Raw genomic sequence first — 20,845 nt, forward strand, 5'->3', positions numbered from 1 at the left:
GACAAAAGTAATTTTAAAAATAAAACTTCCTTGTTAAATATTGTTAAAGCTATTCCTGCTCTGCCATGTTTACAGCAACAACCGAAGTGATGCTTGGAACAGCCTTCATAATCGCTTGCTCAATTCCTGATTTCATTGTCATGAAACTCATCGGGCATGAACCGCAATTGCCTAAAAGCTTAAGTTTTACTGTACCTTCAGATGTAATTTCTTCAACAGAAACATCCCCTCCATCGGCCTTTAAATAAGGTCTGATGGTTTCTAATGCCTGTTCTACTTGCTCTGTTAAATTCATTATGTGTATTTTAAAATATAAAAGTAGTAATTTTTTAGTAATTAGCCATTTGTGCGTTATTAATGGAAATTTGCTGGGCTATTTTACTGGCAATATCTCCAAAGATAACATCCAAAAGCGGATTTTGATTTAAAGCCACTGGTTTCCCGTTGTCGCCCGCCTCGGCAATGCCCTGAATAATTGGAATTTCTCCTAGAAACGGCACATCAAATCGCTCTGCCAACACTGTTCCACCACCTTTACCAAAAATATAATACTTATTTTCCGGTAGTTCAGCAGGTGTAAAATACGACATATTTTCAATCACCCCCAAAATTGGGATATTAATTCCCGGCATACGGAACATGGCCAATCCCTTATGTGTATCTGCCAAAGCTACTTGCTGTGGAGTAGTAACCACCACTGCTCCCGATATTGGAAAACTTTGGGTAATGGTAATGTGAATATCTCCGGTTCCCGGAGGAAGATCAACAATCAGATAATCCAATTCGCCCCAATTGGTATCATTAAACAATTGCTTTACGGCATTTGAAGCCATTGGCCCACGCCAAGGTACCGGCTGACCAGGATCTGCAAAAAAACCTAACGATAATAACTTAATTCCATATTTTTCAATCGGAATAATTTTCGTTTTGCCCTCTGCAGTTTCTACCGCACCCGGTTTGGCATCAACCAAATCAAACATGGTTGGCACCGACGGGCCATAAATGTCTGCATCAATTAAACCCACTTTAGCGCCGTCTTTGGCCAAAGTAACAGCTAAATTGCTCGCAACAGTAGATTTCCCCACACCACCTTTTCCTGATGAAACCAAAATAATATTTTTGATGTTATCTAGTGAAGATGAATTGATTGGCTGGGTTACCCTCGAAGTGACATTAATGTTTACCTCTGCTTCTGCTGAAACGAAATGTTTAACTGCATTGGTGCAGGCATTTTTTAGCATGTCCTTCATCGGGCAAGCTGGAGTAGTAAGCTCTAATGTAAAACTAACTTGGTTATCGGCTATCTGTAAATCCTTAATCATGTTCAAGGTTACCAGATCTTTTTTCAGATCCGGATCTTCAACATTTTTCAAGGCATCTAAAACTTGTTGCGGGCTAATTGGCATTGTATTAATTTAAATTCAAAATTAACAAAACATAGCCACAAATACTTTTATTTAGGCTTTTAAACTGTAATTTTAACACGAAATAAACATTTAATTGTTACGTTTAAGCAATTAACCATTTTTACAACTATATGCGCATACCAAAAATTAAGATCCCTAAAAAATATTTAAAAATCGGAGCGTGGGTTTTAGGTGTTTTTTTAATTATTTGTATTGCCTTGGGTGCCGTGGCCTATAGTAAAAGGGAAGCGCTTTTAAAGAAAATGGTGGCCAAAGCGATATCTAAGGCTAATAAAGATTACGGGCTTGATGTCAAAATTGGTTCCGCAGGATTTACCGGCATGAGTACCGTAAAAATGACCAATATTTCTGTCGTTCCAAAAGATCGGGATACCTTATCTAATATCAGCGAATTAAGTGTTGGCGTGAAGCTATTTCCATTGATTTTTGGAAATGTAAAACTGGCTCAGGTTGAACTAAGTGATGGCTTTGTGAATGTGGTTTTCAGAGATTCAACCAGTAACATCGATTTTATCCTTAAAAGAAAGAAAAAAGATAGTACAGAAAATACCGGAAAAGCTAATCTCCCGGAAATTGCCAATAACCTTTTAAACCAGGTATTATATAAAATCCCTGATGATATGGACATGAAAAACATGGTTTTCAGGTTCAACGATCATGACACGGCAAAATTAAGTTTTGCCACTACTGCTACTATAGACGATGGCGATTTAAAATCGACCATCAATGTAAATGAAGGTGAATCTACCTGGCATGTCGATGGACTGGTAGAGCCCGGCAGAAAGCAATTGAGTTTTATGGCTTATGCCGATGGAAAGAAGCTCGAACTTCCCTATCTCAATAACAAACTTCATGCTAAACTAAGTTTCGATACCCTGCAAACCGAGTTGAAAGATGCTGGTTACAGTGGCGATGATTATAAAATATCCGGGTCCTGGTCTGTTAAAAACATGTTGATTAATCAGGCCCGAATTGCAAGCAACGACATTATTGTTCAAAGTGCAAAACTGGACGCAGATGTTCTGGTGGGCTCAAACTATGTGGCTTTAGATAGTTCATCAACTGCCTATTTAAAAAATGCAGAGATTCATCCTTACATCAAATATACTTTAGGTAAAAACAAAATTTACGAACTTAAAATTAATGCCGATGAGCAGGATGCCCAGGCGATTTTGGATGGTTTTCCGCAAGGGTTATTTGAATCACTGGATGGTTTGAAAGTGCAGGGCAAAGTGAAATACAATTTAAACTTTTATTTAGACACAAAAATTCCTGATAGCGTACGTTTCAGTTCTACGCTTACCCCCGTAAATTTCAAAATTTTACAGTGGGGAAAAACCAATCTGCAAAAAATAAACAGTCCATTTGTGTATACGCCGTATGAATACGGCAAACCGATGCGTGACATCACAATTGGTCCGGAGAATCCAAATTTTACGCCTTTAAATGCAATTTCAAAAAACTTTATTAATGCGGTTTTAACAGCTGAAGACCCTTCTTTTTATACCCACAACGGCTTTGTAGAAGAATCGATCAGAAAATCGATTGCCGTAAATTTTAAAGAGAAAAAGTTTAAGCGTGGTGGCAGTACCATCAGCATGCAACTGGTAAAAAATATTTATCTGAGTCGCCAGAAAACATTGGCCCGAAAAGCAGAAGAAATTCTGATTGTATGGCTAATTGAGCACAACCACCTGGTTAGTAAACAACGGATGCTTGAGGTTTACTTCAACATCATGGAGCTTGGACGCAATATTTATGGAATTGGTGAAGCATCAAGATATTATTTTGGTAAACAGCCCGCCGATTTAACCATTGGTGATGGTTTGTTCCTGGCCAGCATTGTGCCTAAACCAAAAGCATCAATGTATAAGTTTATGGCGGATGGAAGTTTGAAACCATTTATGTTTAATTATTTCAGGTTCATGGGAAACATCATGGCAAGAAGAGGATTAACTCCTGGTGATACATCGGGTTATGGTTTTTATAATGTGCGCTTACGAGAAGGCCTCCGCCAATACCTGGCGCCAGATACAGCTGTAATAGATACAACGGCTTTTGATGATGACGATGAAGATGGAATGGCTCCAGTAATTATGCAGGACAAAAACAAAAATCTCTTCGACAGGATTTTTGGTGGTGCGAATAAAAAGGATTCTGCAATTGTTAAACCTGCGGATACCACAAAAAGCAAAAAGCAGTTAAGGCAGGAGCGAAGAGAACAGCGCCGCCGTGAAAGAGAACTTGAGAATGGTGGCTAAAACAATTTAATGTTGGCTTTACAACATTTCAACTGACAACATTAAATATTACAATAAAAACATGCACAAAATAAAAGTTGAGGATAAGGAATTCGAGATTTTTTTAGAAAATGAAACGTTAAACAAAAGAATTCGTTTACTGGGAATTCAAATGAATGTAGATTATGATGGCAAATGCCCATTATTTATTGGAATTTTGAACGGCAGTTTTTTGTTCATGGCCGATTTAATAAAAGAAATTAATGTACCCTGTGAAGTTGCATTTATGCGTGTAGCCTCCTACGAAGGAACTTCCAGCAGCGGTAAAGTAAAAGAACTGATTGGGTTACCAGATGATATTGAAGGAAGGGACATTATTATTGTTGAAGACATTGTTGATACTGGTTTAACCTTAACGCATATTATCAAGACACTCCAAGAAAAAAATCCGGCATCATTAAAAGTAAGCTCACTTTTACTAAAACCCAGCGCTTTAAAATACGATATCAAAGAACTGGAATACGTTGGTTTTGAAATCCCTAATGAATTTGTTGTAGGTTATGGATTGGATTATAATGGCCTGGGCAGAAACCTGAAAGACATCTACAGAGCAACTGAAGGATAATTTTTAAACCCGATTAATTTATTTTTCGCACCTTTGTCGAATAATTTCTAACACAATGACCATACACAAAGAAGGCTACACCACGATAGCAATAACCATTTTACTAATTTTCGTTATCAACGCTGTTGTTGATTATAAATATTACGACATGACCTGGTTACGTTGGTTCATTTATATTTTCTCCGCTGCATTATTTATTATCGTTTTACAATTTTTCCGCAATCCAAGCCGTCAGTTTTCTGCCGGAGAAGAGTTGGTGATTTGCCCTGCCGATGGAAAAGTTGTGGTGATTGAAGAAACTGAAGAAGGCGAATATTTTAAAGATAAACGCTTACAGGTTTCTATTTTCATGTCGCCGGTAAACGTTCATATTAACCGTAATCCAATCTCTGGTGTGGTTAAATTCTTCAAATATCATCCAGGTAAATATTTGGCAGCGTGGAATCCAAAATCATCTACAGAGAACGAACGTACCACTACAGTTGTGGAGCATGCGAATGGAACACCTGTATTATTCCGCCAAATAGCGGGAGCTTTAGCCCGGAGAATTGTTTGGTATGTTAAAGAAGGAGATCAGGTAAAGCAAACAGAGCAGTTCGGGTTTATTAAATTCGGCTCCAGAGTAGATGTTTTTCTTCCTGTTGGAACGAAAGTTAACGTCCAACTTAACCAAGTTGTTAAGGGAGGAATAACAACGTTGGCAACATTAAGTTAACCGACAAAATATAAAACATTTAAAAAGCCGATTTAGAAGATTCTAAACCGGCTTTTTTTATTAGTTGATGTTCTTGAGATACCAATTGATATTATTTAATCAGTTGCATCATTTCCCACTTCCTTATCATGATCATCATTTAATGGGCGATCGCTAATTAAACGTTGCGTTGGATAAGCGAAATCAGATTTATTTCTTACAATAATATCCATAATTTCCAGATTGATCTCCTGTCTGATTTTCAGGAATTGCGCATTATCTAAAATCGTAACAAAATAAGATATTTCGATATTCAAGCCTGAATCGCCAAAGCTTTTAAAAGACGCATTGCCATCGGCCGTTCCATCCCGCTGATTAATATAATCTTCAATTTCTGAAACGATCTTTTTTACTGATTCAGCGTTGGTTTCATAGGTTAAACCGATGATAAAGGCAACTTTACGTAGATTGCGCAGGGAAAGATTTTCCAATACGCCATCAATCATGCCACGGTTTGGGATGGTAGCCATGGTTTTCTCTGAGGTACGAATCCTGGTGCTTCTAAAGCCAACCTTTTCAATCGTTCCTTCCACACCATCTACCTTAACTAAATCGCCAACCACAAAGGGCTTATCTAAAAATATCGTGAATGAACCAATCAGGTTTTCTAAACTTTCTTTGGCCGCCAAAGCAATCGCGATACCTCCAATTCCTAAACCTGTAATTAATGTTAATACATTTACCTCAAAAACGAAGCCCAGTAAGGTAAAAAAGCCGATAAAAACAACAATGGTTTTAAATAACTCCTTTAAAAAAGGCACCAGCTGATCATCGGATTTATTATGTGTGAGTGAAGCTTTGAATAATAAAACATGACTGATAAAATCGATAATCCTTAAAATAATCCAGAAAACGGAGAGGATGATCATGAAGAGAAATATCCGATCAATACAATCGCCAATGCTTACCGGAATTGCTTCTTTCGTTTTTCCTACCAATTTACTGTAATGGAAAATTGCTACTTCTAAAGGATGTTTAAGTTGATTAATGGACAGGTATAACGTAGCAAGCAGGATAAACGTTTCAATAGGCTTTACCAGCAAAGCAACAAAGGCTTCATCGTGAGATTGTTGCGAGAAACTCTTAAAAAGTTTAAATAATAGTTTGCTTAAAAGCTTTGAAAAAATGCGTTTGAAAATCAAACCAAATAACAAGATTCCACCAAAAAGGCAATAATCTTTTACCGTATTTCCCCAAAATTCTTGGTCAAAAAATGCAGAATCAAACATATAAATAAAGGTATAAACAAAAAAACCTCCACGAAATTAATCGTGAAGGCTATATCTTATAATAAAGAATATTATTTTCTCAAAGATTTGATACGAGCAGCTTTACCAGTTAAAGCACGTAAGTAGAATAATTTTGCTCTACGAACTTTACCATAGCTATTCACTTCTACTTTCTCAATGTTTGGAGAATTAAAAGGGAAAATACGCTCAACACCAACACCGTTGCTAATTTTACGAACTGTGAAAGTTTCGTTAGCACCCGCACTGTTACGTTGGATTACAACACCTTGGTAAATTTGAACACGTTCTTTATTACCTTCGCGAATTTTATAGTGTACGCTCACTGTATCGCCAGACTTGAACGCAGGGAAATCTTTTTTCGCGATGGCCTGCTCTTCAACAAATTTTACTAAATCCATGATTTTAAGCTATTAAATCGATATTTCAACCCGTGAAATTCGGATTGCAATATTAGGGATTTTTTTTCAATTAAAAAAACTAATTTTATTTTTTCCACAATCTTTTAGAATTCCACATTAATAACGTGTAAATGCTTCTATTCCAAAAGATCAGGGCGACGGCTTTTGGTGCGTTCCAATGCCTGTTCATGCCGCCATTCATTCACCTTTGCTTCATGTCCGCTGAGCAAAACATCAGGCACTTTATGGCCACGCCAATCGGCCGGCCGGGTATAAACCGGCGCATCTAAAAGCTCTCCCTGAAAGCTATCAGAAAGGGCAGAGGTTTCATCATTTAAAACACCGGGAATTAACCGAACCACCGCATCTACTACAATAGCAGCAGGTAGTTCTCCACCGCTTAAAACATAATCGCCTACAGAAATTTCACGGGTGACAAAAATATCGCGAATGCGTTGGTCGATTCCTTTATAATGACCACAAAGAATAATGATATTTTTTTTAATAGATAACTCATTAGCAGTGCTTTGATTTAAGGTTACACCATCCGGACTCATAAAAATGATCTCGTCATATTCACGCTCAGCCTGCAGTTTTTCAATACAGGCGGCAAAAGGTTCAATGCTCATCACCATTCCACTGCCACCACCATACTGATAATCATCTACGCTTTTCTGTTTATTGGTTGCATAATCACGCAAATTATGCACAACAATTTCAGCAATTCCCTTTTTTTGGGCACGTTGTAAAATAGAGTGGGCAAAAGGACTTTCCAACAAAGCAGGAAGCACGGTTATAATATCGAAACGCATGTGCAAATATAAAGTTTTTCCCAAAGGGATGGCTACGATGCGGTTGGGAGTTTTAGACGGATTGCACTAAACCGTCCACTGGTCGTGAATTACTGCCACCAGGAAATAAGCATTTTCGTGCTTTTTAAATACAAACCTTAAACTTGTCCAGTCTAATCCTTTGTACTTCTCTTCAAAACCTTTAAAATAATATTCCGTGAAATGCAGTTGCGGATAACTTTCCTTTAAATTGTTAATGGTGTTACCCTGGCCGATAAATTCATTGTAACTCTTTTTCTCAGCATTTAAATAATCAGCATTATAGATAAACCGATCGATGTATGGCTTCACTTTCATTTTAATGGCTTCGCCACTTCCATCGAAATGGCCCCAGGTTAAGGTCCAGTTTTTATCAATGGCTTCTAAAAAATCTTTGGCTAAAACATGCTTGTGTGTCGGATCGATAAATCCATAGGGAGAAAACCGCACACCATCAACAGGATGAAAACAGGAAGCGAAACCTGAATAGTCTTTTTCTTTCAACGCCTTCAAGGCTTTTAAACCAACAGCCTCAATTGAATCTTTCTGGGTTTTCTTCGCAACGGGTTTTTCAGCAACAGCTTTTTGTTCTGATGGCTTGTTTTGATTACAACTTATAAACAGCAGTGCCGCAGCAAAAGCAATAAATAAACGTTTCATAAAAGCTTAACGAACAAACTTCAAAAAGGTTTATGCAAAGAATTACTTCTCTAAATAAACATCCAATAATCCTTCAGGCAAATCCAGGGTCAGAATTTTTTCTTCATCGTCAATTTCCACAATGAAATCTTCATTTAGAGGAAAAAGAATTTCGGTTTCGTTGTATAAAACAGTGGCGATAAACTGTTGCGGGTATTCATTTACTTCCAAAATTTCGCCCAGCTCACCCAAAGTTTCATCTACAGCTGTAAAGCCCTTTAAATCGGTATAGAAAAACTCACTTTCATCTCGTTCAGGCATCTGGCTTAGGGGCAAATACAACTTCTTTTTTAACAAAGGCTGGGCTTTATCAATATGATCAACGTCATCAAAATTAAAATAACCTGTTTTATTGGCTTGAAGCTTTGATTCTGCCACAAAATAAGGCACTAACTTTCCGTTCATATCGGCGAAAACTACATCAAAATCCAACTGCTCATATTCATCAAATTCGAAAAATATCTGAACTTCTCCTTTTAAACCTCTGGTTTTGGTAACGTATCCTACGTAAAATGCTTCTTTGTGTTTCATGAATTAAAGCGGTATGTATTTTAACTATTGTGAATCTGATTTTTCATCTGATGATTAATCTCATTCCGATATTAATTCCTTGATGAGATTGCTTTGCGCCTTGCAATAACGCTACTAAATAAAAAATCTCTTTAAATAAAAATAGCGTTCCGAAATTCGGAACGCTATTTCTTGAAACAAAATAACTGAATTATTCTGCTCCTTCTTCTTTAGTAGCTTCTGCTGCAGGCGCTTCTTCAGTTGCTTCAGCATCAACAGCTGGAGCTTCTTCTTCAACAACTTCTTCTGCAACTGGTGCATTTTTAGCTGCGATTGCTGCTGCTCTGTCTTCTTTTTTCTTAGCTTCTGCCGCTAATGCTGCTTTACGCGCATCCGCTTTTGAAGTAGCCAAACCTTCTGTTTTACCAGAGATTTTACCAGCTTTAGCATCAACCCAAGCAGCGAATTTTTCGTCAGCTTGTTCTTGAGTTAAAGCACCTTTTTTAACACCACCTTCTAAGTGTTTTTTGTATAAAACGCCTTTGTAAGATAGAATAGCACGAGCTGTGTCAGTTGGCTGTGCACCACTGTTTACCCAAGCTAAAGTTTTTTCGAAGTTAATTTCGATAGTAGCAGGATTGGTATTTGGGTTGTAAGAACCTAAACGCTCAATGAATTTACCATCACGTGGAGAGCGAGAATCTGCTACCACAACGTGGAAAAAAGGCTTTCCTTTTTTACCGAATCTTTGCAATCTGATTTTAGTTGCCATTTCTTTTCGTATTTATGTATTCAACATAGTTCCCGGAGCTACATGCTGCGGGGCTGCAAAGATAAGTAATGAATTGATACTTTGCAAATTGAAAAAGGATTAAAGAACAAACGGGTAAGACATGTATAACAGGAAAGCTTGAACGCAGGTTTAATCTTTTATCCTTGGTCCTTCATCCTTGTTCATTTATCTTTACCAGCATGAAAAGAATAGCCATTGATATGGATGAGGTGATTGCCGATGCCTTAGGGAAATTTATCAAACTTTATAACAGAGATTACAACGTTCCTTTAGATTTAAAAATTGATGCCGGAAACGAAATTTACCACCACGTTCCACAGGATGCAAATCAAAAATGGTTCGAATACATAAACGAACCTGGCTTCTTTCGCGATTTAGAAGTCATTGCCGATAGCCAACGTGTAATAAAAGCTTTGCAGGAAAAGTACGACGTTTACATTGTTTCAGCCGCAATGGAATTTAGAAATTCACTTGTTGATAAATACGACTGGATGGCCGAACATTTTACTTTTATTGATTGGCAGCATATCATGTTTTGCGGAAATAAAATTGTAGATGTAGACATCATCATTGATGACCGCATTAAAAACTTCGTTAATTTTTCTGGCAGGCCTTTGTTATTTACCTCTCCTCACAATTTACTAATTACTGAATATGAACGCGTAAATACCTGGGAAGAGGTTGCCGGTTTATTGCTTTAATATTTGAAAGGGGGCGTAAGCGTTTCATCGGCTTTGTAGCCGGGCTTTTCGCTAAATCTTTTATGCTGCCCTTCAACTACGCTCAGGGCAACAGCATAAAAGGATATCGCTGCAATCCCGCTTAACAAAAACAGGCAGTTCAACAAACCCGCTCAACCGACCGTTTAGAATAACGAATGGCTCGAAGTTTTTCAACGATTTCGCGGCTTTTCTTAGAGGGATAAAACCAAAATCATCCACATCAGGCATAAGAAGAAACAAGCGAAATGGGCTTATATGAATTTTAAGTGCCTTATGTGGATAATTTTATCACTTTCTAAAAATTAAACTCTCCAATCAAATTTCCGTTTCTATTATCAGCTGACATTGGCAATACAATTATTTTTCGCTGCTGTTTCCCGGTTGCATATCGGGTATAAATCTCGGCCGTTACAGTTGTTGGTCCACTAATGTTAATTTGCCTATCACCAAAATAGTTTACTTCGATTTTATACTTTCCTTTTACCGCTTTTTTAATCATAAATTGTTCTGGACCATAGCCAGAGGTAAAATCATTGCTAATTCTACCACCAATTTTAGTTCTGTTATTGGAATAATAACCCTTCTCACCAGTTGGATCGGTTAACCATAAATCAATATCGGTATCATTTTTATTCCAGTTCAACACCACACGAACATCAACAGGCAGTGGCGTAATCAACCTCTTATCAATGCCACTGGTATTTAATTTAGCGCCGTGTTTTGTAATCAGATGATTAATCTCAGAAATGATAATTTCTTCTATACCCTGGTCACGATCTGCTATTTGCGAATTATAACTTTGGGTTAAAACCTTGTATAAATTATCCAGCGCTTTTTGGTATTGACCCGCATCGGCCAAAGCCAATGCATAATCACGGTAACTTTGCGCATCCATCGGGCGCCATTGCAAAACCTTTTGGGTAACAAAGATCTCCTCTGCATAATTTCCGGTTTGCTTTAATTTATAAGCCAAAGTTTTATACAGATCAGCATTTTCTAAATCCAGATCAGCAATGCTACTTAAAATGGTTAGCGCCCTTACACTATCTTTTTGTTGATAAAACCAGTTGGCTACATCGAAATAAAACATCGGTGTGGTAATGTAACCTGGTCGCATTTTCAGATAGGCCTGGTAAGCACTGTCGGGTTTTCCGACCAGGTTTTTCATGTAATCTTTATCACTTTTAAATTCAGGGATAATGATGGCAGGTTGAGAGGCTACACTTTGAGCCCTACTTATATTTATTTCGCGTAATCTTGCTTTGTTTACACTTAAGCCCGCAACGCTTCCTTGTAACGCTGCGCTAGATCCCATCGCCTGAGACCGAACAACTGAAGAAGCACTCGCAGTTTCAATGCGTTTTGCTTGTGCTGCATTACCAATAACAACAACTTCATTTAAAGCCTGGCTTTCGTCTGCCTTGGCTTCCCGCTCCACTGGCACAGGCGGGGGCATAACTCTTGGTGGCGATGCCTGGGTTGCTGCAGGAGCCTGGCGCCTCGGACCCGCAGGCGTAGCCACCACAACGTTTGCAATGGGGTCTCCACTTCCGTTTGTAGAAACCGGTATTGGGTACTCTTCTTTTGCTTTAACTGGTTCCTTGTAGTAGAAATCCGTGTTCCACCATGTTTTCAATTCCTTAGTCATATCAACAGCCGCGTTCAGCAAAGTGGTTTTACGCTCCTGAATATCTATTCTACGCTGCTTTAAAACTGCGTCGTACGCCTGACGCAATTCTGCAGGTGGCGCAATATCATACCGCAAATAATCTTCCAGGTTTTCTAAAACGATTAAACTGGTATTGCGGGTAACAATACCAAATTGCTTACTTAATAAACTAATGTCTTCCTTGTTTGCTTCATACTGGATGTCCATTTCGGAAATTTTCTTTTGTGCCCAAACCCGGCTAATATCGATACTACTTAAAGCATGCTCCGTTGCATTCAAACGAACTGTTTGTTCCGCTACAACCGTGTTTCCAAATTCGAATTGTAGTATAAATTCGGTGTTTAAACCATTTAATATTCCTGCAACTGATAAATGCCCGTTTACGTTTACACGCATCGATGGATAGGTTTGCCGAATATCAGTTCCATTTTTTATGCCCAAAAACTGCAGGTTTTCTACATCCAGTTGCTGAAAAGCATTTTGAACAGAAGTATTATTGAGGTTGATAAACTGTCCGCCGTTTTTTGAAGTGATATACTTTAATGTGCTATAATCGGCTTTCAAAGATGTATTAATACAGTGAACGGGTTTATTCAATGCAAAAGTGCTTTTGCCAAAGGTTGATAATCCATCGCTAAATAAAATATATTCTTCGGCAGGCAAAACTTTTGTATTGATTGCACTAAAATTTGTGCCACCATCATAAACTAAACTTTCGAGTTTTGCTTTTAACGCATTCCAGTTTCCATTGGTAATTTCAAAAGTTCCGGCATTTTTGAAACCATTGTTAAGTAACCCTAACTGGATGGTAAGATTTCGTTTTTTCTCAACGATTAAACCTAATAACTCAATTTCCTTTTTGATATCTCTTTGTAAACCACTTAGTGATGTATCCCAAATTAAGCCAATTTGATTCGCCCATTGTTTCGGTCGGCTTTGCTGTTTCGGGAAAACATTTACCAGAAAATAATAGCCGCTTGATGCTTTTTGCATTTGTACTTCGGGTAAATCATTTCGTTTAGGCAGGTTGATGCTTAGCCCGTTTTTTGGCTGGTAATTACTTTTATTAATTTCGGCAACATAGGTATTTCCATTTGCTTTGAAATTAAATGTCCCATCTGGTTGTTCGCCCAGCTCAGGTTTTAATACACTCTCGTAAATGGTTGTTTTTAGCGAAAACTTCTCAATTGATTGATTATAATCAAGTGGTAGGTGATACCAAAGCGCATTGCCCTTACTAAAGCCTAATTCTTCTTCATAACCTACAATAATGGTTCTGCTACCATTTGCAGGTAAGGGATAAATTCTGGTTCGAAAATTATTTCCTTCTACCTTTTCCAGTAAACCCGGGTCGACACGACGACGTTCGATACTTTCGAAAACTTCTGTTGCTTTGGCTTTTTCTACCGGAACAGCCTCACGCATTTTGCCATTAATATCTAAAGCGTACCGGCTAATGCTCACGCCTTCGGGCATTGGAAATGTGAGCTCTCCTTCTAAAATCCGATTGCTGCTATTGCGGAAAGTCATTGTCATTGTGGTAGTAGCAATGTTTCCAGTAATTTGCACATCAATATTCAGTTTGCTTAACTTCACAGCTGGCTTATCCTGATCATCGTTAGGTTGCTGGACTTTTAACACCGGCATTTGCGCCTGAACAAAAAGGGAGATGAATAATAGAGGGAAGATAAGTAGGTGTTTAGCTATTTGCATGACTTCGATTTTTTAATAGTGATGCAAAATGATTTAAGATTACATAAATTTATTTTGAAGGCGCTTTGCGATGAAGCGAAAACAGAAGCATAATCCTGCGTTCAATCGGGTTGATAACCATACAAAATTGCGAGAGTGCTTTTCAATAAAAATGTAACAATTAAATAAACCTTGGTTCTAATTATAAAAAACTGAAACTATGTTATTAACTACAACGCCTTCGGTTGAGGGCAAAAAAATTGTAAAATATGTCGGTTTGGTTACCGGAGAAACAATTATTGGCGCAAATATTTTTAAAGATTTATTTGCCGGAATAACAGACATTGTTGGTGGCAGATCGAGCTCTTACGAACGCGTTTTGAGAGAAGGAAAAGACACTGCATTGAATGAAATGCAACAATATGCTGCAGCCTTGGGTGCAAATGCAATTGTTGGAATTGATTTAGATTATGAAACCGTTGGTAGTGGCGGCAGCATGTTGATGGTTAGCGCAAATGGTACTGCGGTAATCTTAGAAGACATTTAAATAAAAAAGGGTTCCGGTTTTCGGAACCCTTTTGTTAGAATGAAAGAATATCTATCAGTTTTAGCCACTTTGAACTTACCTTTTCAGCATCAATATGCTTAATGGCGTGATCAAATGGGGTGAAAACAATTTCACGGTTTACCTGGCCGGCCATTACACAGCTTTCGCCATTGATTAGCCCTTCTACTGCCGCTACACCTAGCTGGCTTGCTAAAACACGGTCCATACAGGTTGGTTTACCACCACGCTGGATGTGCCCTAAAACCGAAACCTTTGTATCGTAATGTGGGTATTTTTCCTGAAGAATTTCACCTACTTTAAATGCACCGCCGGTATCGTCTCCTTCTGCTACGATAATAATTTTTGAGGCTTTGTCTTTACGACTATGTTCGAGTTTATGCAGAATATCATCTGCATTCATGTTCGCTTCAGGAATCATAATGGCTTCTGCACCCACGCCGATACCACTTCTTAAAGCAATCAAACCAGAATCCCGTCCCATCACTTCTACAATGAAAAGCCTGTCATGAGATTCTGCCGTATCTCTGATCCGATCTACCGCATCAATTACGGTATTAATGGCTGAATCGTAACCGATGGTAAAATCTGTTCCGGCCAAATCATTATCTATCGTTCCGGGCAAACCAATAATCGGGAAATCAAACTCATGCGAGAAAACATTAGCCCCGGTAAACGTTCCATCCCCACCAATCACTACTAAAGCATCAATATTTTTTGCCTTTAAGTTATTATATGCGGTTTGGCGTCCTTCTTTGGTTCTGAATGTTTCACTACGAGCTGTTTTTAAAATGGTTCCGCCACGCTGGATAATGTTTGCAACAGATTTACGATCCATTGCAATAAAATCATTATTAATTAAACCTTCGTAGCCACGGATAAAACCAGTTACCTCAATATCGTAATAAATGGAAGCCCTTACTACTGCTCTAATTGCGGCGTTCATGCCTGGCGAATCGCCACCAGAGGTTAAAACACCAATGTTCTTTATCTTGTTCATTTGATTATTTCTTTCCCTTGAAAATATCTAAGGCGCTTTGCAAATATAGTGCATATTCTTTTGCATCAAAGATTGCACCTTGAGGAGCAACTAAAGTATTCAAATCATGTCCTGCTAAAACATAAAATGGCTGAGAGTTAGAATTGTATTTTGTTGCCTGAAAATCAGCATTCCATGCACCTAAATCTTCGGTATTTTTACGCAAAATTTCCGAATAGTGAACCTGATTTGCCGGCACTTTGGCTGATCTTTCATCAACATATAATTGTATAAGCACAAATTCTTCTTTAATTAACCGTCCTACCTGCGGGTCAATCCAAATTTTATCTTCCATTTTTCTACAATTCACACAGGCATGTCCGGTAAAATCGATAATCATTGGTTTGTTTACTTTTTTAGCGTAAGCCAAACCCTCCTCCAAATCGAAAAAAGCGTTAAAACCACGTGGTGGGTGTAAAACATCGCTGTATTTTACTTTAGCCGGAAATTCAGATGAGCTCGCAGCGGCCGGCCCATTTCCGCCAAGAATGAAATCCTGGGTATTCATTGGTGGTGCCAAACCACTTAAAACACTCACCGGAGCTCCCCATAATCCAGGCAGAATATACACCGCAAATGAAAACGATAAGATGGCCAAAAATAATCTCGGAACCGAAACATAAGGAAGATCACTATCATGAGAAAATTTCAGTTTTCCGAGGAGATAAATGCCCATCAAAATAAAAATCACGATCCATAAGCAAAGGAAGATTTCTCTATCAAACCATTCCCAGTGCCAAACTAAATCTGCTGCTGACAAAAACTTTAACGCTAAGGCCAATTCTAAAAATCCAAGACAAACCTTTACACTGTTTAGCCATCCTCCAGACTTCGGCATGCTATTTAAAAAGCCAGGAAAAATTGCCGATAAAGTAAACGGAAGCGCAAGCGCCAATGCAAAGCCAAACATACCTACCGCAGGACCAAGCACATTGCCTTTTGAGCTAGCCTCTACAAGTAAGGTCCCGATGATTGGTCCTGTGCATGAAAATGACACCAATGCCAAAGAAGCTGCCATAAAAAATATGCCGCCTAATCCCTTGCTGCTATCCGCTTTCTGATCAATCTTATTTACAAATGAACTCGGTAAAGTGATTTCAAATGCGCCAAAGAAAGAGATGGCAAACACAACGAGCAAAATAAAGAAAGCAAAGTTGAACCAACCGCTACTACTTAGTTCATTAAGTTTACTCGATCCGAATAATAAAGTAATTAATAAACCAAAAACTACGTAGATTACAATGATAGAGATGCCATAAATAATGGCCTGGCCGATTCCTTTCTTTCTGCTTCCTGCCCTTTTTGTAAAATAACTGATTGTTAAAGGAACCATTGGAAAAATACATGGCATTAAAAAAGCAAGAAAACCGCCAAACAAGCCTTTTATGAAAGTTTGCCATAGCGTTAATTTTTCGGTTTCTGTTGTTTTTGAAATAGGTTTTGCAGCAGCTGTTGTGTCTTTCTTAACAGCTTGTGTTGTATCCTTAACAATCTTGTTTGCCGCACTATCTTGCGCTGAGCCTACCTCAGTAAAAACAATATCATCTGGCAAACTTGTGGATGTGGTGTCTTGCGCAAAAGCAGCATGACTTTTAACAGCAGGCAATGCCAGAAACATTGTTGCCATTAAAAATAATAATAGGAACTTTCTCATTTGTGTGTTTCGTGTGTTCGAGGCGTGAAATTAAGAATAATTTTATTAAGAGCTTATTGATAAGCCCTACACCGTGCAGATTTTACTTTAAAAAGAAACAGTCCCGAAAAATTCCGGGACTGTTTCTAAATATTTAAATATCAATTATTTAACAGGAATACTAAATGCAACCTCTTCTGGTGGCAAACACTGCCTGTCATTACAAACCATAAATTCTACTTTTCCCTTCACGGTAGTAGCGGCTTTGTTTAATTTTACCTTTTGTTGAAAGACCACAGTTTTTTCGAAAAAGCTTACATTCATTTTAAAGGTATCTTCATATTTGGTAATCGCTTTCGGCTCTGCCGTTTTACCAACTAAACTGAAATCTTTAGATGGAGAAAAGGCAAAAGTTGTTTTTACAGGGCCGCCATCTTTAACATTTTGTGAGTAAATATGCCACTTATCATCAATGGTTGCTTTTAAATATAAAACAGCTTCAGTTTTGCTAACTTTTTTTGCTGCATATGACCAGGTGACTGGTTTTTCAATTTGAGCAAATGCCGCAGCAACGGTAAACAATACCATTGACAGCGCCAGGGTGATTTTTTTCATTGTGTGTTTATTTTGTGTGTGTAAATTCAATTTCTTTAAAGTTAAATAACTTCTGAGTTCCGCCAACATTCATCAGCAATTGCCCGTTTTCTTCAACTCCATCAATTATCCCTTCAAAAACCTCTCCACCTTGTTTGTAAAATCCGTTTATGCCAAAATTATAAAGCCTTTCCAGGTAAATATCATGTAAAATACTAAATTTTCCTGATTTCAAAATTAGGTAGTATTTTTCCATAAAGACGAATAATTTCTCCATAATGACTTCTAACTGAACTTCCCTGTGTAAAATTCGAAATACAGAAGTTGCTTTATGACTGATATCTTCTGCAAAATCCTCTTGGTTGATATTTAGGCCAATGCCAATTACTGATGATTTGATCGACGAACCTGTCAGCGTATTTTCAATCAATATCCCACCTAGTTTTTTATCAAGATAATACATGTCATTCGGCCACTTTATCTTGATGCCTTGCGGGATAAAGTATGCCAAAGCCTCGCTAACAGCCAAACTTACGGCCATATTAAGGTAGAACTGTTTGTTTAAGGCTAAAGCTGAAGGCTTAAGATAAATACTTGCACTAATGTTTTTGCCTACTTCTGTTTGCCAAACACTATTTTGCTGACCTCTCCCGGCAAACTGATTATCTGCCATAATTGCAGTGCCTTCCGGTAATGGCTCGGATTTTGACAGCAATTCTTTTAAATAATTATTAGTAGAATCAACTTCTTTTAATTTGATTAAATTTTGACCAACAAATAGTGTCGAAAAAGTGTTATTTTGCAAGTGTTGAATTTATAATATTGTAATTCCAAAATTAAAGCATTTTAATGGTAAAAAAGAAAATAGTAGCCCTTTCTACATACCTTTCTGAGTTAGCCGTTCATGGCATTCAGGAAAAAAAAGGAGAAGATATAGTGCGGTTAGATCTAACAAATATTCACACCTCTGTAGCTGATTATTTTATTATTGCTAGCGCCAATTCTGGCACACAAGTAAAAGCGATTGCCGATAGCGTAGAAAAGGAAATCTATAAAGCAACTCAAACTGACCCCAGGCATAAGGAAGGTTTTGAATCTGCTGATTGGATTATTCTAGATTATTTCGATGTGGTTGTGCACATTTTTAAAACCGAAAAACGCCATTTTTATGGCATTGAAGAATTGTGGGGCGATGCTGAGAGCACAAATTACCAAAGCGCATAACCTACTGAAACCATTTTGAAAAAGACAAATGAACGATAATCAAAATACAAACGAGAACAAAAAACCGGGAAAAAGAATTCCTAATATCCCGAAAAAACCACAAAAGGGACCTAAGTTTAATATCTTTTGGGTTTATGCAGCAATTATTGTTGCCATTATAGCTGCTCAAGTGCTTTTCTCTGGAGATGGCGGTAAAAAAATTGATTATCCAGAATTCGAAAGTAAAATGCTTTTGACTGGAGATGTTGAAAAATTAGTTGCTTACAAAAGCGAAGACCTTGTAAAAGTTGAAGTTTATATTAAAAAAGCTGCGCTTGATAAGCCAGAATATGAAAAGTATAAAAGCACCAGCAGATTTGCTACAGCCAACAGTGGCCCGATTGTATATTTCAATGCAGGCACGATGGATGGCTTGGATAAACAATTGGCCGACTCTCAAAAAGATCTTCCTGCAACGCAGCCAAGAATTTTAGCAGAAAAAGAAAGTCGCAGCAACCCATTTTTGGGCTTACTGGTTAACATTGGTTTACCATTGCTTTTATTAATCGGTTTCTGGATTTTTATGATGCGCAGAATGGGCGGCGGTGGTGCCGGCGGAGGTCAGATCTTCAGCATCGGCAAATCAAAAGCTACCTTATTCGATAAGGAAAGCCAGGTAAACATCACCTTCAATGATGTTGCAGGATTAGAAGAAGCAAAACAAGAGGTAATGGAAATTGTCGATTTCCTTAAAAACCCTAAAAAATATACCAATCTGGGAGGTAAAATACCAAAAGGCGCTTTGCTTGTTGGTTCGCCAGGTACGGGTAAAACTTTATTGGCGAAAGCAGTCGCTGGTGAAGCTCAGGTTCCGTTTTTCTCTTTATCAGGATCTGATTTCGTGGAAATGTTTGTTGGGGTAGGTGCTTCACGTGTTCGAGATTTGTTCAAACAAGCTAAAGACAAAGCGCCATGTATCATCTTCATTGATGAGGTTGATGCCATTGGTCGTGCCCGTGGAAAAAACAGTGTAATGGGCGGAAATGATGAACGTGAAAATACATTGAACCAGTTATTGGTAGAGATGGATGGTTTCGGAACAGATTCTGGCATCATCATTCTTGCTGCTACAAACCGTCCGGATGTATTGGACTCTGCTTTATTGCGTCCAGGTCGTTTCGATAGACAAATTTCAATTGATAAACCAGATTTAGTTGGCCGTGAGCATATTTTTAACGTTCACTTAAAACCAATTAAAACGGCTGAAGAAGTAGATGCCAAAAAATTATCAGCACAAACACCAGGTTTTGCCGGTGCTGAAATTGCGAATGTTTGTAATGAAGCTGCATTAATTGCCGCCCGTAGAAACAAAGAGCAGGTTGATATGCAAGATTTTCAAGATGCAATTGACCGCGTAATTGGTGGTTTAGAAAAGAAAAATAAAATTATCTCTCCTGAAGAGAAACGAATTGTGGCCTACCATGAGGCGGGTCATGCTATTGCAGGCTGGTTCTTAGAACATGCAGATCCATTAGTTAAAGTATCAATTGTTCCTCGTGGTGTTGCGGCATTAGGTTATGCGCAATATTTACCAAAAGAGCAGTTCTTATATACAACTGAGCAATTAATTGACGGTATGTGTATGACAATGGGTGGCCGTGTTGCTGAAGACATTACTTTTGGTAAAATCTCCACAGGTGCACAAAATGACTTAGAGCGCATTACTAAGTTATCATATGCAATGGTTAGTATTTATGGTATGAATGAAGCCGTTGGAAATGTTTCTTTCCATGATCCTCAAAACGAATACAATTTCAACAAACCATATTCTGATAAAACATCAGAATTAATTGATGTTGAAGTGCGTAAGCTTATTGGTGATGTCTATATCAAAACTAAACAGTTATTACTTGATAAACAGGATGGCTTAGAAAAATTAGCTCAAAAATTATTAGAGAAAGAAATCTTATTCCAGGCCGATTTAGAAGAGATTTTAGGTAAACGTCCATTTGATACGCGTACCACTTATGATGAATTTGTAAACGGGACAGGCGATCAAACGCCGGCCGCTGAAGGTTTAGTTCATGATGGTGTAAGTGATACTGATATCAATAAAGAAGTTACCGGAATTAATCCTGCTTCAGATAAAGCATAAAATATGCTAATTGCATATAAAAACAATTATACATAAGTTTGAAACCT

Annotated in this window: 20 protein-coding genes; 7 read left to right on the plus strand and 13 right to left on the minus strand. The window is 38.0% G+C overall.

The window, feature by feature from the left end; all coding sequences use genetic code 11:
- Positions 1 to 49 precede the first annotated feature (49 nt).
- Positions 50 to 295, minus strand: a complete 246-nt coding sequence (locus EA772_RS05755) for a NifU family protein (RefSeq protein WP_010600023.1) — start codon at positions 293 to 295, stop codon at positions 50 to 52.
- Positions 296 to 329: 34 nt separating this feature from the next.
- Positions 330 to 1,406, minus strand: coding sequence for an Mrp/NBP35 family ATP-binding protein (locus EA772_RS05760; protein ID WP_116168788.1), 1,077 nt, complete (start codon positions 1,404 to 1,406; stop codon positions 330 to 332).
- Between the two features lie 131 nt (positions 1,407 to 1,537).
- Between EA772_RS05760 and EA772_RS05765 the strand changes: the two genes are divergently transcribed.
- The 3 genes from EA772_RS05765 (at position 1,538) to EA772_RS05775 (ending at position 5,007) form a co-directional block, all read left to right on the plus strand.
- Positions 1,538 to 3,688, plus strand: a complete 2,151-nt coding sequence (locus EA772_RS05765; protein WP_116168787.1) for a transglycosylase domain-containing protein — start codon at positions 1,538 to 1,540, stop codon at positions 3,686 to 3,688.
- A gap of 61 nt (positions 3,689 to 3,749) precedes the next feature.
- Positions 3,750 to 4,292: a hypoxanthine phosphoribosyltransferase gene (gene hpt, locus EA772_RS05770; protein ID WP_010600021.1), complete on the plus strand. Its 543-nt coding sequence runs from the start codon at positions 3,750 to 3,752 to the stop codon at positions 4,290 to 4,292.
- Positions 4,293 to 4,347: 55 nt separating this feature from the next.
- Positions 4,348 to 5,007, plus strand: coding sequence for a phosphatidylserine decarboxylase family protein (locus EA772_RS05775; RefSeq protein WP_124911787.1), 660 nt, complete (start codon positions 4,348 to 4,350; stop codon positions 5,005 to 5,007).
- A gap of 95 nt (positions 5,008 to 5,102) precedes the next feature.
- On the opposite strand, the gene EA772_RS05780 is transcribed toward EA772_RS05775, so the two are convergent.
- The 6 genes from EA772_RS05780 to EA772_RS05805 form a co-directional block, all read right to left on the minus strand.
- A complete protein-coding gene (locus EA772_RS05780; RefSeq protein WP_116168785.1) occupies positions 5,103 to 6,275 on the minus strand; it encodes a mechanosensitive ion channel family protein in 1,173 nt (390 codons plus the stop codon).
- A gap of 71 nt (positions 6,276 to 6,346) precedes the next feature.
- Positions 6,347 to 6,694 carry a 50S ribosomal protein L19 gene (gene rplS, locus EA772_RS05785; RefSeq protein WP_010600018.1) on the minus strand — a complete coding sequence of 116 codons (348 nt, stop codon included), beginning with the start codon at positions 6,692 to 6,694 and terminating at the stop codon, positions 6,347 to 6,349.
- 137 nt (positions 6,695 to 6,831) lie between these two features.
- On the minus strand, positions 6,832 to 7,506 hold the full coding sequence (gene trmD / locus EA772_RS05790; RefSeq protein WP_010600017.1) for a tRNA (guanosine(37)-N1)-methyltransferase TrmD: 675 nt from the start codon (positions 7,504 to 7,506) through the stop codon (positions 6,832 to 6,834).
- 66 nt (positions 7,507 to 7,572) lie between these two features.
- A complete protein-coding gene (locus tag EA772_RS05795; protein WP_124911789.1) occupies positions 7,573 to 8,184 on the minus strand; it encodes a hypothetical protein in 612 nt (203 codons plus the stop codon).
- Between the two features lie 42 nt (positions 8,185 to 8,226).
- On the minus strand, positions 8,227 to 8,754 hold the full coding sequence (rimM, locus tag EA772_RS05800) for a ribosome maturation factor RimM (RefSeq protein WP_124911791.1): 528 nt from the start codon (positions 8,752 to 8,754) through the stop codon (positions 8,227 to 8,229).
- Between the two features lie 190 nt (positions 8,755 to 8,944).
- Complete coding sequence (locus EA772_RS05805; RefSeq protein ID WP_010600014.1) at positions 8,945 to 9,505, minus strand: 30S ribosomal protein S16; 561 nt, start codon at positions 9,503 to 9,505, stop codon at positions 8,945 to 8,947.
- 200 nt (positions 9,506 to 9,705) lie between these two features.
- Between EA772_RS05805 and EA772_RS05810 the strand changes: the two genes are divergently transcribed.
- Positions 9,706 to 10,227, plus strand: coding sequence for a 5'(3')-deoxyribonucleotidase (locus EA772_RS05810; protein WP_168187486.1), 522 nt, complete (start codon positions 9,706 to 9,708; stop codon positions 10,225 to 10,227).
- Positions 10,228 to 10,543: 316 nt separating this feature from the next.
- Here the strand turns inward: EA772_RS05810 and EA772_RS05815 are convergent, their stop codons facing one another.
- Positions 10,544 to 13,630, minus strand: a complete 3,087-nt coding sequence (locus EA772_RS05815; protein WP_124911793.1) for a VIT domain-containing protein — start codon at positions 13,628 to 13,630, stop codon at positions 10,544 to 10,546.
- 199 nt (positions 13,631 to 13,829) lie between these two features.
- On the opposite strand from EA772_RS05815, the gene EA772_RS05820 reads away from it, so the two are divergent.
- Positions 13,830 to 14,156, plus strand: a complete 327-nt coding sequence (locus tag EA772_RS05820; protein WP_010600011.1) for a heavy metal-binding domain-containing protein — start codon at positions 13,830 to 13,832, stop codon at positions 14,154 to 14,156.
- Positions 14,157 to 14,190: 34 nt separating this feature from the next.
- On the opposite strand, the gene pfkA is transcribed toward EA772_RS05820, so the two are convergent.
- The 4 genes from pfkA to EA772_RS05840 form a co-directional block, all read right to left on the minus strand.
- Positions 14,191 to 15,174, minus strand: a complete 984-nt coding sequence (gene pfkA, locus EA772_RS05825) for a 6-phosphofructokinase (protein ID WP_116168781.1) — start codon at positions 15,172 to 15,174, stop codon at positions 14,191 to 14,193.
- 4 nt (positions 15,175 to 15,178) lie between these two features.
- On the minus strand, positions 15,179 to 16,867 hold the full coding sequence (locus EA772_RS05830) for a protein-disulfide reductase DsbD (RefSeq protein WP_124911795.1): 1,689 nt from the start codon (positions 16,865 to 16,867) through the stop codon (positions 15,179 to 15,181).
- Between the two features lie 144 nt (positions 16,868 to 17,011).
- Positions 17,012 to 17,461, minus strand: a complete 450-nt coding sequence (locus EA772_RS05835; RefSeq protein ID WP_010600008.1) for a protein-disulfide reductase DsbD domain-containing protein — start codon at positions 17,459 to 17,461, stop codon at positions 17,012 to 17,014.
- Positions 17,462 to 17,468: 7 nt separating this feature from the next.
- On the minus strand, positions 17,469 to 18,245 hold the full coding sequence (locus EA772_RS05840; protein ID WP_124911796.1) for a biotin--[acetyl-CoA-carboxylase] ligase: 777 nt from the start codon (positions 18,243 to 18,245) through the stop codon (positions 17,469 to 17,471).
- A 44-nt stretch (positions 18,246 to 18,289) separates the two neighbouring features.
- On the opposite strand from EA772_RS05840, the gene rsfS reads away from it, so the two are divergent.
- Positions 18,290 to 18,664 (plus strand): ribosome silencing factor, encoded by a 375-nt coding sequence (rsfS, locus tag EA772_RS05845; protein ID WP_010600006.1) that lies wholly within the window; start codon positions 18,290 to 18,292, stop codon positions 18,662 to 18,664.
- 28 nt (positions 18,665 to 18,692) lie between these two features.
- Entirely contained in the window at positions 18,693 to 20,798 is a 2,106-nt protein-coding gene (gene ftsH / locus EA772_RS05850) for an ATP-dependent zinc metalloprotease FtsH (RefSeq protein ID WP_010600005.1), read from the plus strand.
- Positions 20,799 to 20,845 lie beyond the last annotated feature (47 nt).

The sequence above is a fragment of the Pedobacter sp. G11 genome (assembly GCF_003860265.1).
Classification (GTDB): Bacteria; Bacteroidota; Bacteroidia; order Sphingobacteriales; family Sphingobacteriaceae; genus Pedobacter; species Pedobacter agri.